Annotated in this window: 14 protein-coding genes; 8 read left to right on the top strand and 6 right to left on the bottom strand. The window is 61.9% G+C overall.

Annotated features, from left to right (window positions below; translation table 11 throughout):
• Positions 1 to 65 precede the first annotated feature (65 nt).
• From purL to AC0ZT5_RS26470, 5 genes are all read left to right on the top strand, one after another.
• Entirely contained in the window at positions 66 to 2,297 is a 2,232-nt protein-coding gene (gene purL / locus AC0ZT5_RS26490; RefSeq protein ID WP_488498838.1) for a phosphoribosylformylglycinamidine synthase subunit PurL, read from the top strand.
• Positions 2,294 to 2,806, top strand: a complete 513-nt coding sequence (locus AC0ZT5_RS26485; protein ID WP_488498837.1) for a hypothetical protein — start codon at positions 2,294 to 2,296, stop codon at positions 2,804 to 2,806. The genes purL and AC0ZT5_RS26485 overlap by 4 nt, the downstream gene beginning before the upstream one ends.
• A gap of 133 nt (positions 2,807 to 2,939) precedes the next feature.
• Positions 2,940 to 3,173 (top strand): BolA/IbaG family iron-sulfur metabolism protein, encoded by a 234-nt coding sequence (locus tag AC0ZT5_RS26480; RefSeq protein ID WP_010909092.1) that lies wholly within the window; start codon positions 2,940 to 2,942, stop codon positions 3,171 to 3,173.
• Positions 3,174 to 3,349: 176 nt separating this feature from the next.
• Complete coding sequence (grxD, locus tag AC0ZT5_RS26475; RefSeq protein WP_095085430.1) at positions 3,350 to 3,685, top strand: Grx4 family monothiol glutaredoxin; 336 nt, start codon at positions 3,350 to 3,352, stop codon at positions 3,683 to 3,685.
• Between the two features lie 162 nt (positions 3,686 to 3,847).
• Positions 3,848 to 5,092, top strand: a complete 1,245-nt coding sequence (locus tag AC0ZT5_RS26470) for a multidrug effflux MFS transporter (protein ID WP_488498836.1) — start codon at positions 3,848 to 3,850, stop codon at positions 5,090 to 5,092.
• A gap of 26 nt (positions 5,093 to 5,118) precedes the next feature.
• Here the strand turns inward: AC0ZT5_RS26470 and AC0ZT5_RS26465 are convergent, their stop codons facing one another.
• From AC0ZT5_RS26465 to rpsD, 3 genes are all read right to left on the bottom strand, one after another.
• A complete protein-coding gene (locus AC0ZT5_RS26465; protein ID WP_488498835.1) occupies positions 5,119 to 5,946 on the bottom strand; it encodes an inositol monophosphatase family protein in 828 nt (275 codons plus the stop codon).
• Positions 5,936 to 6,829 (bottom strand): tRNA 2-thiocytidine(32) synthetase TtcA, encoded by an 894-nt coding sequence (ttcA, locus tag AC0ZT5_RS26460; protein WP_488498834.1) that lies wholly within the window; start codon positions 6,827 to 6,829, stop codon positions 5,936 to 5,938. The genes AC0ZT5_RS26465 and ttcA overlap by 11 nt, the downstream gene beginning before the upstream one ends.
• A 105-nt stretch (positions 6,830 to 6,934) precedes the next feature.
• Positions 6,935 to 7,552 carry a 30S ribosomal protein S4 gene (gene rpsD / locus AC0ZT5_RS26455; RefSeq protein WP_013895883.1) on the bottom strand — a complete coding sequence of 206 codons (618 nt, stop codon included), beginning with the start codon at positions 7,550 to 7,552 and terminating at the stop codon, positions 6,935 to 6,937.
• Positions 7,553 to 7,931: 379 nt separating this feature from the next.
• Between rpsD and AC0ZT5_RS26450 the strand changes: the two genes are divergently transcribed.
• Positions 7,932 to 8,129, top strand: a complete 198-nt coding sequence (locus tag AC0ZT5_RS26450; protein WP_477287841.1) for a hypothetical protein — start codon at positions 7,932 to 7,934, stop codon at positions 8,127 to 8,129.
• 118 nt (positions 8,130 to 8,247) lie between these two features.
• On the opposite strand, the gene AC0ZT5_RS26445 is transcribed toward AC0ZT5_RS26450, so the two are convergent.
• Positions 8,248 to 8,436: a DUF3008 family protein gene (locus AC0ZT5_RS26445; RefSeq protein ID WP_488498833.1), complete on the bottom strand. Its 189-nt coding sequence runs from the start codon at positions 8,434 to 8,436 to the stop codon at positions 8,248 to 8,250.
• A 165-nt stretch (positions 8,437 to 8,601) separates the two neighbouring features.
• Between AC0ZT5_RS26445 and AC0ZT5_RS26440 the strand changes: the two genes are divergently transcribed.
• Positions 8,602 to 9,984 carry an RNB domain-containing ribonuclease gene (locus tag AC0ZT5_RS26440; RefSeq protein ID WP_488498832.1) on the top strand — a complete coding sequence of 461 codons (1,383 nt, stop codon included), beginning with the start codon at positions 8,602 to 8,604 and terminating at the stop codon, positions 9,982 to 9,984.
• A 23-nt stretch (positions 9,985 to 10,007) separates the two neighbouring features.
• Here AC0ZT5_RS26440 and murI read toward each other — a convergent pair whose 3' ends face one another.
• Positions 10,008 to 10,796, bottom strand: coding sequence for a glutamate racemase (murI, locus tag AC0ZT5_RS26435; RefSeq protein ID WP_477287849.1), 789 nt, complete (start codon positions 10,794 to 10,796; stop codon positions 10,008 to 10,010).
• Positions 10,789 to 11,715 (bottom strand): RNA methyltransferase, encoded by a 927-nt coding sequence (locus AC0ZT5_RS26430; RefSeq protein ID WP_477228572.1) that lies wholly within the window; start codon positions 11,713 to 11,715, stop codon positions 10,789 to 10,791. Before AC0ZT5_RS26430 ends, murI begins: the two co-directional genes overlap by 8 nt.
• A 492-nt stretch (positions 11,716 to 12,207) precedes the next feature.
• Between AC0ZT5_RS26430 and AC0ZT5_RS26425 the strand changes: the two genes are divergently transcribed.
• The gene (locus AC0ZT5_RS26425) at positions 12,208 to 13,188 is read left to right on the top strand and encodes a right-handed parallel beta-helix repeat-containing protein (RefSeq protein ID WP_488498831.1); all 981 of its coding nucleotides are present in this window, start codon (positions 12,208 to 12,210) and stop codon (positions 13,186 to 13,188) included.
• Positions 13,189 to 13,561 lie beyond the last annotated feature (373 nt).

Here is a 13,561-nt window from a genome sequence, read left to right as displayed (position 1 = left end):
TCGGCCGCAAGGCTTGCGATAAGACGGGACTCAAATCCCAACGCTCCGGATAAAAACCGCCGCCCATGACCATTTCCAATTCCGTGCCGATCACCCCCGAGCTCATCGCAGCGCATGGGCTGAAGCCCGACGAGTATCAGCGTATTCTCGACCTCGTCGGTCGTGAGCCGAGCTTCACCGAACTCGGCATCTTCTCGGCGATGTGGAACGAGCATTGCTCGTACAAATCCTCGAAGAAATGGCTGCGCACCTTGCCGACCACTGGCCCGCAAGTCATCCAGGGACCGGGCGAGAATGCCGGCGTGGTCGACATCGGTGACGGCGACTGCGTCGTCTTCAAGATGGAGAGCCACAACCATCCGTCCTTCATCGAGCCCTACCAGGGTGCGGCGACCGGCGTCGGCGGCATCTTGCGCGACGTCTTCACCATGGGCGCCAGGCCGGTCGCGGCGATGAATGCGCTGCGCTTCGGCGCGCCCGACCATCCCAAGACCAGGCACCTGGTCTCTGGCGTGGTTTCCGGCGTCGGCGGCTACGGCAACGCCTTCGGCGTGCCGACGGTGGGCGGCGAGGTCAATTTCGACGCCCGCTACAACGGCAACATCCTGGTCAACGCCTTTGCTGCGGGCATTGCCAAGACAGACGCCATCTTCCTGTCGGAAGCCAAGGGCGTCGGCCTGCCGGTCGTCTATCTCGGCGCCAAGACCGGCCGCGATGGCGTCGGCGGCGCCACCATGGCGTCGGCCGAATTCGATGACAAGATCGACGAGAAGCGCCCGACCGTGCAGGTCGGCGACCCCTTCACCGAAAAGTGCCTGCTGGAAGCCTGCCTCGAACTGATGGCCTCGGGTGCCGTCATCGCTATCCAGGACATGGGTGCGGCCGGCCTCACCTGCTCGGCGGTCGAGATGGGCGCCAAGGGCGATCTCGGCATCGAACTCGATCTCGACAAGGTGCCGGTGCGCGAAGAGCGCATGAGCGCCTATGAGATGATGCTGTCGGAAAGCCAGGAGCGCATGCTGATGGTGCTGCGCCCCGAAAAGGAAAAGGAAGCCGAGGCGATCTTCCACAAATGGGGCCTCGACTTCGCCATCGTCGGCAAGACCACCGACGATCTGCGTTTTCGCGTGCTGCACCAGGGCGATGAGGTCGCCGACCTGCCGATCAAGGATCTCGGCGACAAGGCACCGGAGTATGATCGTCCTTGGGTCGAACCAAAGAAGCCCGCACCGCTTGCCGCCAATGACGTTCCTCAGGCCGATGTCGCCGAGGCGCTGTTGAAGCTGCTCGGCGGACCGGATCTATCGTCGCGCCGCTGGGTGTGGGAGCAGTACGACACCCTGATCCAGGGCAATTCCCTGCAGCTTCCCGGCGGCGATGCCGGCGTGGTGCGCGTCGACGGCCATCCGACCAAGGCGCTCGCCTTCTCCTCCGACGTCACCCCGCGCTATTGCGAGGCCGACCCCTACGAGGGTGGCAAGCAGGCGGTGGCCGAATGCTGGCGCAACCTGACCGCCACCGGCGCTCTGCCGTTGGCGGCCACCGACAATCTCAATTTCGGCAATCCGGAGCGGCCTGAGATCATGGGCCAGTTGGTCGGCGCGGTAAAAGGCATTGGCGACGCCTGCCGCGCGCTCGGCTTCCCGATCGTCTCCGGCAATGTCTCGCTCTACAACGAGACCAACGGCCAGGGCATTCTGCCGACACCGACCATCGGTGGTGTCGGCCTGATCGCCGACTGGTCGAAGATGGTGCGCACCGGTTTTGCGGCGCAAGGCCAGATGATCCTGCTGGTCGGCGCGCCCGCTTCCTGGGGAACGCATCTCGGCCAGTCGGTCTATTTCAGAGACATTCATGGGCGCAGCGACGGTCCGCCGCCGCCGGTCGATCTCGACCATGAAAAGCGCGTCGGCGACCATGTGCGCGCGCTGATCGCGTCCGGCATCGTCACCGCGGCGCATGACGTTTCCGACGGAGGCATCGCCGTGGCTCTGGCCGAGATGGCGATGGCGTCGGGCATCGGCGCCACGGTTCCCGGCCTTGTCGGCACCGACCCGATCCCGGTCTGGTTCGGCGAGGACCAGGGCCGCTATCTCCTGACGCTGTCGATCGATCCGGATAGCGATGAATGGGACGCCATTCGCAAGCAGCAAGGCGAACTGCGCATCTTCGCGCCGTGGATCGGTTCGACCGGCGGCAGCGCGCTGAAGCTTGGCGAGGCGCGGGCGATCCCGGTCAGCGAACTGAGCGCGGCGCACGAAGGCTGGTTCCCCCGCTTTATGGATCAGGCCAGTTGAGCAAACTGGCTGCGCGGGCGCTGCTTGCAGTCGTTTTCTGGCCGTCGCTGTTCTTCTTCTGGTTCCTCGGGCCGTTCGTCCTGTTCCTGCTGTCAACGACCTCGAGCGAGGTTTGCGCGCGGCTGGAAACACGTGCCGAGTTCCTTGCCGCGGCCAACGGCACCATTCCGATGCTTGTCGCCCAGAACTTCATCTACGCGGTTCCGATCGTTTGCCTGGTGTTGTGGGGCCGCCTTGCGCCGGATCCGGGACGAGCAAGGCATATTGTCACCTGCATCAAGCTTTTCGCCGCCGCGATGATCGTTGGAGCGTTGTGGGAATATGGCTCTTCGCTTGCCTGCGATGGCTACGGTCAGCCATTCTTCTCGCCCGCCTGGCAAATGACGAGCTATCTCCCCATCGTCAGCCTGATTATCAACATTCCGCTCTACGTGCTGGCCTTCAGCCTTGGTCGCGCCTTTTCGACGCGCGAGGATGCTGCCGAGGACCAAGCAAGCCCGCCAGCCTAAGTCGGCCCCTGAAGCCCCAGCGCCTTCTTGCCGGTGGCAGGACTGAACGGCTTCAATCCGGACCAGAAAGGCTTTAGGCTCGTCCGACTCTTAGCTTATGGCCGCTACCGGCCGCTCGAAACAGGATTTTGCCATGGCAATGGATGCCCACGACATCGAAAAACTGATCAAGGACGGCATTCCGGACGCCAAGGTGACGATCCGCGATCTGGCCGGTGATGGCGACCACTACGCGGCCGAGGTGGTGGCCGAGAGCTTTCGCGGCAAGAGCCGCGTGCAGCAGCACCAGATGGTCTATGACGCGCTGAAAGGCAATATGGGCGGCGTGCTGCACGCACTGGCACTGCAGACCAGCGTTCCCGACTAACCCGCACCAGAATAAGACCGCTTGACCAGCAGCAGCGAAGACCGCTTGGCCCAAAACGGCCCATCCTTTGCGCCATTTCAGCTACGGCACGGCTAACGTCTTGTTTCGAGCAATCGTTGGGTTTATTTGAAAGGTATGTTTCGAGCCTGACTCCCACAGGCGGGAAAGGATATTTTATGAGCGGCATCAACGACTACATCGACAATGAAGTGAAGGGCAACGACGTCGTCCTTTTCATGAAGGGCACGCCCGGCTTTCCGCAGTGCGGATTTTCCGGCCAGGTCGTCCAGATCCTCGACTATATCGGCGCCGACTACAAAGGCGTGGACGTGCTGACCTCGGCCGAGCTGCGCCAGGGCATCAAGGAATACTCCAACTGGCCGACGATCCCACAGCTTTACGTCAAGGGTGAATTCGTTGGCGGCTGCGACATCATCCGCGAGATGTTCCAGGCAGGCGAACTGCAGACGTTCCTCGTCGAGAAGGGCGTCGGCGTCAAAGGCGCCGCCTGATTCTGTTTTTGCACGGACCGAAAATCGATCTCGATTTTCAGTCCATGCGCCAGGCGCCCGGGCAGCCCCTCCTCGGCAATTTTTTTGTCCCTGATACCGGGACCAAGACGAGCCAATGCGCCGGCCCGCCGGCGCGTTTTCGTTTGAGAGATCGGACTTGCCGTGGACCAACCGACAATAGCGCCGCAATCGGCAAGCAAACTGCCCATTCCGCGCTGGGAGTTCATTGCGCTGTGCGCCGCGCTGATGGCGCTGAACTCGCTGGCCATCGACATCATGTTGCCGGCTCTGCAACAGATCGGCGCCTCGCTGGGCGTCGAGAACGAAAACCATCGGCAATATGTCATAACAGCCTATATTCTGGGCTTCGGCGGCGGCCAGCTCTTTTTCGGTCCGCTGTCGGATCGTTTCGGACGGCGCGCACCGCTAGTTGCCGGGCTGGTGATCTATGTCGCCGCGGCTGCGGCGGCCGCCGTTGCGCCAAGCTTTGAGACACTGCTGCTGTGCCGCGCCGTGCAAGGCATTGGCGCTGCCGCCACCCGCGTCATCGCCATCTCGATCGTGCGCGATACGTTCGACGGCCGGCGCATGGCCGAGGTGATGTCGCTGATCTTCATGGTGTTCATGGCCATACCTGTCATTGCGCCGGGGATCGGCCAGTTCATCATGCTGTTTGCAACCTGGCATTGGATCTTCGTCACCATGGCTGTCGGCGCGCTGATCGTGTCGGCGTGGTCGCTGCTGCGCCTGCCCGAGACGCTGCATCCGGAGTATCGCAGGCCGCTGACGGTTTCATCGGTCGTTGGCGGCTTCCGCATCGTGCTGACCAACCGCATGGCGCTCTGCTACGCCTTCGCCAGCACGTTCATCGTCGGCGCCATGTTCGGCTTCATCGCCTCGGCACAGCAGATCTATGTCGACGTCTTCAATGTCGGCGAGATGTTCCCGGTGATCTTCGCCGGTGTCGCCGGCGTGCTGGCTTTTTCCAACTATTTGAACTCACGCCTTGTCGGGCGCATCGGCATGCGCCGACTGTCGCAGACCGCGCTGCTGCTGTTTTTGACCATCAGCCTGGTCTGGCTGGTGGTTTCCCTGGAAATGAAGATGCCGCTCTGGCTGTTCATCACGCTTTTTGCCAGTGCCATGCTTCCGTTCGGGGCGCTCGGCGCGAATTTCAATGCGCTGGCCATGGAACCGCTCGGCCAACTCGCCGGCACGGCGTCATCCATATTGGGTTTCATGCAGACATTTCTCGGCGGCATTCTCGGCACGCTGATCGGCCAGGCCTTCAACGGCACGGTAACGCCGTTGGCCGCCGGCTTTTGCAGCGTCTCCGTGGCAGCGCTTGTGATGATCCTGATCGCCGAACGCGGCAAGATGTTTCAGCCACACAACCCGCCGGTTTGAGGCGACCCTGCCAAGCGGCGGTGTGGCTACTCAGCCCAGAGTTCGTCACGCAGGACCTGCCAGCTCTCGCTATCCGGCGCGACAAGCAAGCCACCGCCGACATGCGACGGCAGATAGGCGCTGCCGTCGAAGCGCGCGGCGTGGCCGCCGGCCTCGGCATGGATCAGCACACCCCCCAGATGATCCCACGGCATCAGCTTGTTGTAGACGACGAAATGGGCATGGCCGCTGGCCAAGAGGCGATATTCGTGCGCCGCGCAGCGATAGGCGAATTGCGACAGCATCTTCGTCTGATTGCGCGCCAGCCGCGACCGCTCCGGCTCGGGCATGTATTGCCAGGAGACAGAGCCGGTCATTTCCGAGATCGGCGCGGGCGCCGCGACGTGCACCTTTTCCAGGCTGCCATGCGCATGCCTGATGTGGCTGCCGGCGCCTTTGGCACCGATCAGCCAGTCCTTGCCAACTGGATCGTGGATGATGCCGGCAACCGTCTCGCCCTTGACCACCACCGCCAGCATGACGCCGAACAGCGGCACGCCGGAGGCGAAATTGAAGGTGCCGTCCACCGGGTCGATGACGAACGCCAGGTCGGCTTCGCCCAGGCCATCAAGCAGCGCCGGATTGTCGGAACAGGCTTCCTCGCCGACCACCATCGCCGAGGGGTAACGCTTGCGCAGCGTGGCGGTGATCAGGCGCTCGGCATTGACGTCGGCCTCGGTCACCAGGTCGGCGGCCGAGGTCTTCTGCCGGATGTCGCCGTCGCCCAACCTGCGAAAGCGCGGCATGATCTCGACGTCTGCCGCCTCGGCCAGAATGCCGGCCAGCCAGTCGATCGCGGTGTCGTCAAATGTCATTGGAAACATCTTGCCTGGTGGTGAGGGTGTCGTTGAGCGCGGCGAAGTCGAACAGTTTTCTGTCGAGCAGGTGCGACGGCCTGGTGTTGGACAGCGCGCGGATCATGGTGTCCTTGCGGCCGGGCATGCGCTTTTCGATATCCTCGAGCATCGCCTTCATGGCGTTGCGCTGCAGGCCTTCCTGACTGCCGCAAAGATCGCAGGGAATGATCGGGAATCGCATTGCCGCGGCGAACCTCTCAAGGTCGGTTTCGGCGCAATAGCTCAGCGGCCGCAGCACCATGACGTCGCCCTCGTCGTTGAGCAGTTTCGGCGGCATGGCGGCAAGACGGCCACCATGGAACAGGTTCATGAAGAAGGTCTCCAGAATGTCCTCGCGATGGTGGCCGAGCACCAGCGCCGAGCATCCCTCTTCCCGCGCGATGCGATAGAGATGGCCGCGCCGGAGACGCGAGCAGAGCGAGCAATAGGTGCTTCCCTCGGGCAGCTTTTCGGTGACGACGGAATAGGTGTCCTGATACTCGATCCGGTGCGGAATGCCGTGGCTGTCGAGATAGTCGGGCAGGATGTGTTTGGGGAAATTCGGTTGGCCCTGGTCCAGATTGCAGGCCAGCAAGTCGACAGGCAACAGCCCGCGCCATTTGAGATCGAGCAGCATGGCGAGCAGCCCGTAGGAATCCTTGCCGCCCGACAGCGCTACGAGCCAGCGCTGGCCGGGCTTGACCATCGAGAAATCCTCGATCGCCTGACGGGTGAGACGCAGCAGCCGCTTGCGCAATTTGTTGAACTCGACCGAGGACGGCACATCGGCAAACAGCGGATGGAAACCGCCTTCGCCGTCGGCAATCGGTTCAAGAGTTTCGATGTCTGGCAGCATGTTCATGGCATGTCGCTTTCGTGGCCAAGAGTGCCCGGATTAGCGGACATGGCAGACAAAGAAAAGGCCGCCTCGATGGGCGGCCTTTGGATGTCGCAAAATTGAGTTCGCTTAACGCGAATAGAATTCGACGACCAGGTTCGGTTCCATCTGCACGGCGAACGGAACGTCAGCCAGGCCGGGAATGCGCGAGAAGGTCGCGACCATCTTGTTGTGATCGGCTTCGATGTAGTCCGGCACGTCGCGTTCGGCCAAGCCCACCGATTCAAGAACGATGACCAGCTGCTTCGACTTTTCGCGGACTTCGACGACGTCGCCCGGCTTGCAGCGGTACGAACCGATGTTGACGCGCTTGCCGTTGACGTTGACGTGGCCGTGGTTGACGAACTGACGGGCGGCGAAAATCGTCGGCACGAACTTGGCGCGGTAGACGACCGCATCGAGACGCGACTCGAGCAGGCCGATCAGGTTCTCGGAGGTGTCGCCCTTGCGGCGGTCGGCCTCTTCATAGACCTTGCGGAACTGCTTTTCCGAAACGTCGCCATAGTGACCCTTCAGCTTCTGCTTGGCGCGCAGCTGCAGGCCGAAATCGGAAAGCTTGCCCTTGCGGCGCTGACCATGCTGGCCGGGGCCGTATTCACGCTTGTTGACCGGGGACTTCGGGCGGCCCCAGATATTTTCGCCGAGACGGCGGTCGATCTTGTACTTCGCGGATTCGCGCTTGCTCATCGCATTCCCTTTTCAAAACAACACACCCGGAACCTCATGGTCCGGGTGAAGGAAACGCGCCCTCCTCTGGCCTCCGTTTTCGAGACCTGACAGGGTTCTCCCACGCAACGCGGCGGAAAACCCACGGGACACGTCATTTCAAACAAGATCAGAACGACTAGGCATCCTGATCTTGCGTATACAAAACAAACACCGGACATCGCTGCCCGGTGGTTGTGACGGCTGGTTAAACCGAGATTCAACCGGTGTCAAGCTTGTGACTGGCATAGGGCCCGGCGACAAGATACCCGTTTTCCTGCGTAGATGCAGTGCCGGATGTGGCGGGAGGTTGTTGCGCCAACGGCATCAGGAACGGACTGGAACGAGGAGCGCAATACTTATGAAGAAATTCTTCCTTACCCTGGCAGGCGCCGCGGTGCTTGCGGGCTCGATGGCGGTGGCGCCGGAACCGGCGATGGCGCGTCATTGGCACGGACACAAACAGGTTTGCCGCATCATCGTGACGAAGAGAGTGGTGTGGCGGCATGGTCACCGCAGGGTGATCGTCCACAGGGTACGGCGCTGCCACTGGTGGTGATACCGGACTAGGCCCGGTAGACCGGGAACTAACCCATCCATCGCCATGACCGAAGCCCGCGGTTTTATCCGCGGGCTTTCACTTTGGTGCTTCTCTCCAAGACGACACGCGACCGGGGTCAGCTGTCCGATTTCCTTTCCGGCAGACCCTTGCGCTTCGTCTCGGCGAACTCCTCGAGCTGCTTTTCGCTCATCGATTCAAACATTCCCTTCGAAGCGCCTTTGAGCTCGCTCTTTTTTGTCTCGCCGCGCTTGGCCGACAAAGCGGCGCCGGCGGCTTTTTGCTGGGCTTTTGAGATGGCTGGCATGGCTGTTTCTCCGTGGCTCTCAGAAGAAACGCCCCGCTGCGGTGACGGTTCCAGCCCCGGTGGCTCGGTTCCCGGCCCGCTTGGTGCCGGCTCGCCACGTGGTCAGGCTTGGCGATTTTCCTTGGCAGCCTTCCCGTGTCTGGAACCCCAGTGTAGGACGGCTGAATGAAATCTCTGACCGATCCCTCACAAGCTCTCTCCACTGGCCTGGCGAAAATCCGCACCGAATTCCACGTGCCAGATGGATTTCCGGTAGTCGTACTGGCCGCCGCGGAGGTGGCGGCCAAACGTGTGCCCAACCAGCATGCCGATCGAACAGCGATGCCCTTCGTCACGCTCGATCCGGCGAGCTCCACCGATCTTGATCAGGCGTTCTCAATCGAGGCGAGCGGCGGCGATCTTCTGCTGCATTACGCCATTGCCGACGTAGCCTGGTTCGTCGAGGACGGTGACGCGATCGATCTCGAAGCCTGGACGCGGGGCGAGACGCTTTACTTGCCGGACGGCAAGGCCGGGCTCTACCCGCCGGCAATTGCCGAGGGGGCAGCGAGCCTGTTGCCGGATGGATCGCGGCCAGCGGTTGTCTTCACGGTTCGGGTTGCGCAGGACGGTGCGACGAAGTTGGACGGCGCGGAGCGGGCAATCATTCAAAGCCGCGCGAAGCTCGCCTATGACAGTGTGAAGGCCTCCGACGTTCCGGCCGGCTTCGCCGAAATGGCGCGACGCATGGCGATGAACGAAGAGCGTCGTGGTGCTTCGCGCGTCGACCCACCCGAGCAGGAGGTTGAAAGGCTCGCCGATGGTACATTCCGGCTTTCGTTCAGACCGCTGCTGCAATCCGAGCAAGACAACGCCGCGCTTTCGCTGGCTGCAAACATGGCGATTGCCGACGCCATGTTTGCGCACCATACCGGGTTGTTTCGGGTGATGTCGGAGCCAGATGCTTTCAGGGTGCAAAGACTGCGCAGCGCGGCACAGGCACTCGGGCTGTCTTGGCCGGCCTCCACCAGCTTGCGCGACTATCAGCGAACCCTTGACCCGACCGATCCGCAACAGGCGGCGCTGATGCTGGAAATCCGCCATGCAAGCGCCGGCGCATCCTACCAACCCTATAGAGAAGGTGTTGTCCCTTGGCATGAGGCGATGGCAGCGACCTATGCCCATGCAACGGCGCCACTCAGGCGACTGGCTGATCGCTACGTCGTGCGCTGTGCGCTGGCCATCGCCAATGGCCAGCCGGTGTCCCAGGCTGTCACCGACGCGTTCGCCAGATTGCCGCAGGTGATGGGGCGTGCGGATAGCCACGCTTCGCAGATCAACCACGCGGCTATCGACCTTGCCGAGGCGGTAATGCTGAAGGGACGCGAGGGCGAGACGTTCAAAGCTGCTGTCACCGACGTCGTCGACCATGGCGTGCGCGTTCAGCTTGCCGACATGCCTGTCGTAGCCAACGTAAAGGCCTCCGGGCTTAGACAGGGCGACGATCTGGCGCTAAGGCTGGTCTTGGCCGATCCAGATCAACGCAACATCGTCTTCGAACCTGTTTAAGTGGCAGACGTTTCCGCCGCCATCTAGCTCACGACCAGCCCGAACCCCTGCATCAGCCGGCTGGTGGCGAAATCCGCCTTGCCGGAGGTGAAGACCGCAATGTCAGGCTCACCCACCGGCAAAGGCCCGTCGACCGGCGCCAGCAACGACATGGCGCGGCGGGCGATCGCTTCGGCCGGATCGATCCAGTCGACCGGCCAGGGCGCGGTCTTGCGCATGCGATTGGCCAGGAACGGATAATGCGTGCAGCCGAGCACGACGATGTCGGTGCGGGCGCCATCCGTCTCGACGAAGCATGGCGCGATCTCCTGGCGGACGATCTCCTCGTCGACGAACCCCTCGCGCATGTAGATTTCCGCCAGCGGCGCCAGCCGGTCCGAGCCGACCAGCCGCACATGGCATTTCTGCGCCCATTTGCTGATCAGGTCGCGCGTGTATTGACGCTTGACCGTGCCGGGCGTCGCCAGCACCGAGACGAGGCCTGAGCGCGTGCGCTCGGCGGCCGGCTTGATCGCCGGCACCGTGCCGACAAAAGGGTGACCGGGGAATTTCTCGCGCAAAGCGTCGATAACCAGCGTCGATGCGGTGTTGCACGGGATGACTGAAATCTCGGGCTGGAACTTTTCCAGTAGCGCGCCGAACAGCCCAAGGATATGGGCGTTGAGGGCCGGCTCCTCCCAGGCGCCATAGGGGAAGGCGGCATCGTCGGCGACATAGACAAAGCGGCGGTCGGGCATCAGCACGCGCGCCTCGCGCAGCACGGTGAGCCCGCCGATGCCGGAATCGAACATCAGGATCGGCCGCTCAGTCATTATCGGTGCCCTTTCCGCCGAGCGGCGGCATGTCGTCGTCCTTGCCGGTGCCGTCTGCCTTGCCTGCCAGGCGATCGCCTTCCGCCTTGCGGGCGCGCGCCACGGCCGCCGGCAATCGTCTTGGATCGTCGCCTGGCGAACCCTCACCACGCGGCATCGCCGGTGAAAACCTGTCCAGGGACGAAATGATGCCGCGCAGCACCTTCAGCTCCGGCTCGGCAAACCCGGCACGCGTCAGCACGGCGCGCAGATTGTCGACCATCTTCGGCTTCTTCGGTGCGGGGCGGAAATAACCGCGCGCTTCCAATGCGCCTTCGAGATAGGCAAACAGCCCGTGCAGCTCTTCCTTGCTGGCCGGCTTCATGTCCGGACCGGAAAAGTTGGTTTTGGTCTCGTCTTCCAGCCCGGACTTCATCCACTCGTAGGACATCAGCAAGGCCGCCTGGGCTATGTTGAGCGAGGAGAAATCGGGATCGACGGGAAAGGTGACGATCTCGTCGGCAAGGCCGACCTCGTCATTGTAGAGGCCGAAGCGCTCGCGGCCGAACAGGATGCCGGTGCGCTGCCCCATTGCGTGACGGGTCCGAAGCACCCTGCCCGCTTCCACCGGGCCGCGCACGGATTTGAAGCCGTCGCGCTGCCTGGCCGTGGTTGCAAAAACAAAGTTCAGATCGGCGAGCGCCGAGGCCAGGTCGTCGAACACCTTCACGGCGTCGATGACATGGTCGGCGCGGCTGGCGGCCGCGCGCGCCTTCTCGCTCGGCCAACCGTCGCGAGGGTTGACCAGGCGCAGTTCCGACAGGCCGAAATTTGCCATGGCACGAGCCACCATGCCGATGTTCTCACCGAGCTGCGGCTCGACGAGGATGATCGCCGGGCCAGCGGTCGTGAGGCCGTGCTGAAAGTCCGTTCCTGTCATGTTTTCCAGGTGATTGCGCCACGAAGTCTCCGCGTCGTGCCATATCGATGCGGCTTTTTGAAGAGTTATCGGTCACTTGGCCGACAAATAGCCTTGTGATGGCTCCTCGAGAGATTGGCGGGATGTGGCATCGCACTCGTGCCCTTAACCAAAAGACAATCGACCTCACTGCTGCGTGATGGCTCGACCATGGCGCCTCAAACCGCCGGCAAATGGAAACACGGGTGCTCGCTGTTGCTATTGACGATATTTCCCATTTTTAGAAATCATCTACGATCCGAATGCATATTTATTTACGATGACGCATCGCGTCGGTGGAAAATCAAATTAGAAAACGGTAATCTCCCACCCGCTTGGGTCCAGCGTGTATTGACGAATGATATTGAGGAGACGGAGCGTGTCTTGCACACCCCGTCGTCTATTTGTGCCCCAAGCATTTCATCACGGATTTCAACGGCCGACGAGGGCGTTGGCCAAATCTAGGAGGGGCAAATGAAAATCGTACGGTTTTTCCTTTCACTCGCCGTGTTGCTTGCAGCGTCGATCTTCCTGATCGCGCCAGCTTCGGCGCAAGCGACACGGACGTGGGTTTCCGGCGTTGGCAACGACGCCGATCCGTGCAGCCGAACGGCACCTTGCAAGACGTTTGCCGGTGCCATCTCGAAAACGGCGACGGCCGGCGAGATCAACTGTCTCGACCCGGGCGGTTTTGGCGCGGTCACCATCACCAAATCCATCACCATCGACTGCAGAAACACTGAAGCTGGCGTGCTTTTTACGCTCGGTTCGAACGGCATCATCGTCAACGCACCTGCCGCCTCGGTAGTGCATCTTCGCGGCCTTGATTTAGACGGTGTAGGCACTGGCGCCGACGGCATCCGCATGGTGGGTCAGGGTCAGCTGCATATCGAAGATTCCAACATAGAAAGAGTGACCAGCAACGGCGTCGAATTTCTCCCTAACGGCAACAGCGAACTCTACATAAGCAACACCCGCATAGCCGAGACAGGCGCCGAAGGTGTTCTCATCAAGACGACTGGAGCCGTGGGAATCAATGCCATCCTTTCAAGAGTGGAAATCACCAACAGCGGCAGCGGCATTCTTATCGACGGCACAGGCAACACCGTGGCCATGAACCTGACGCTGACCAACAGCCTTGTCAGCGGCAATACCGGCAATGGCGTGGTGGTCAAATCCGTCGCCGCGGCATCGCCGGTGCGGGCGACGATTACCGGCAACACGATCAGCGCCAATGCCGGCACCGGCGTCAACGCCAACGGTGCGGCAGCCAGCGGCAACGGAAGCGCCATCGCCTTTCTGGGCGGATCGACGATATTCGGCAACGTCACCGGGGTCAGCAATACCGGGAGCGGCGCCGTCCAGTCGTTCAAGAACAACATGATCGCCGGCAACGTAGCCGACGGCACACCGCTGACCGCCTTCCCAGGCCCTGGCGGTACGCCATTGCAATAAGCGACCGGCGCCTCCGCGGCAGCGTGAACAAAGGCGATGCCGGCTAGCCCTCAAGGGATAGGCGGCATCGCTTCTTTGTTCCCGACTGCCACAGCAGGAGCCTGCGTCTTCCGCTGCCCGGTTGCACCGCTCGACCATGGCGGCCCGAACGTCGACAAATGGACCCGCCCGTGCTCGCTTCCGGCATTGACGATATTTTCCATTTGTAAAAATCATCCACGATCCGAATGCATATTTATTTACGATGACGCATCGCGTCACTGGAGAATCAAATTAGAAAAAGGTAATCTCCCGACCGCTTGGGTATTCAATGAGTATCGACGGTTGGTATTTGGAAAATGGAGTGTGTCCTGCACGCTCCCGTCATTTATTT

This window comes from Mesorhizobium sp. CNPSo 4670, assembly GCF_057784235.1.
The sequence above is the reverse complement of the archived record's forward strand: the minus strand, read 5'-3'. Positions and strand labels throughout refer to the sequence as shown.

Bases quoted from the DNA above. Each gene is read 5' to 3' on its own strand.
- purL (WP_488498838.1), top strand. From the start codon at position 66: ATGACCATTTCCAATTCCGTGCCGATCACCCCCGAGCTCATCGCAGCG.
- AC0ZT5_RS26480 (WP_010909092.1), top strand. From the start codon at position 2,940: ATGGCAATGGATGCCCACGACATCGAAAAACTGATCAAGGACGGCATT.
- grxD (WP_095085430.1), top strand. From the start codon at position 3,350: ATGAGCGGCATCAACGACTACATCGACAATGAAGTGAAGGGCAACGAC.
- AC0ZT5_RS26465 (WP_488498835.1), bottom strand. From the start codon at position 5,946: ATGACATTTGACGACACCGCGATCGACTGGCTGGCCGGCATTCTGGCC.
- ttcA (WP_488498834.1), bottom strand. From the start codon at position 6,829: ATGAACATGCTGCCAGACATCGAAACTCTTGAACCGATTGCCGACGGC.
- rpsD (WP_013895883.1), bottom strand. From the start codon at position 7,552: ATGAGCAAGCGCGAATCCGCGAAGTACAAGATCGACCGCCGTCTCGGC.
- AC0ZT5_RS26450 (WP_477287841.1), top strand. From the start codon at position 7,932: ATGAAGAAATTCTTCCTTACCCTGGCAGGCGCCGCGGTGCTTGCGGGC.
- AC0ZT5_RS26445 (WP_488498833.1), bottom strand. From the start codon at position 8,436: ATGCCAGCCATCTCAAAAGCCCAGCAAAAAGCCGCCGGCGCCGCTTTG.
- AC0ZT5_RS26440 (WP_488498832.1), top strand. From the start codon at position 8,602: ATGAAATCTCTGACCGATCCCTCACAAGCTCTCTCCACTGGCCTGGCG.
- murI (WP_477287849.1), bottom strand. From the start codon at position 10,796: ATGACTGAGCGGCCGATCCTGATGTTCGATTCCGGCATCGGCGGGCTC.
- AC0ZT5_RS26430 (WP_477228572.1), bottom strand. From the start codon at position 11,715: ATGACAGGAACGGACTTTCAGCACGGCCTCACGACCGCTGGCCCGGCG.
- AC0ZT5_RS26425 (WP_488498831.1), top strand. From the start codon at position 12,208: ATGAAAATCGTACGGTTTTTCCTTTCACTCGCCGTGTTGCTTGCAGCG.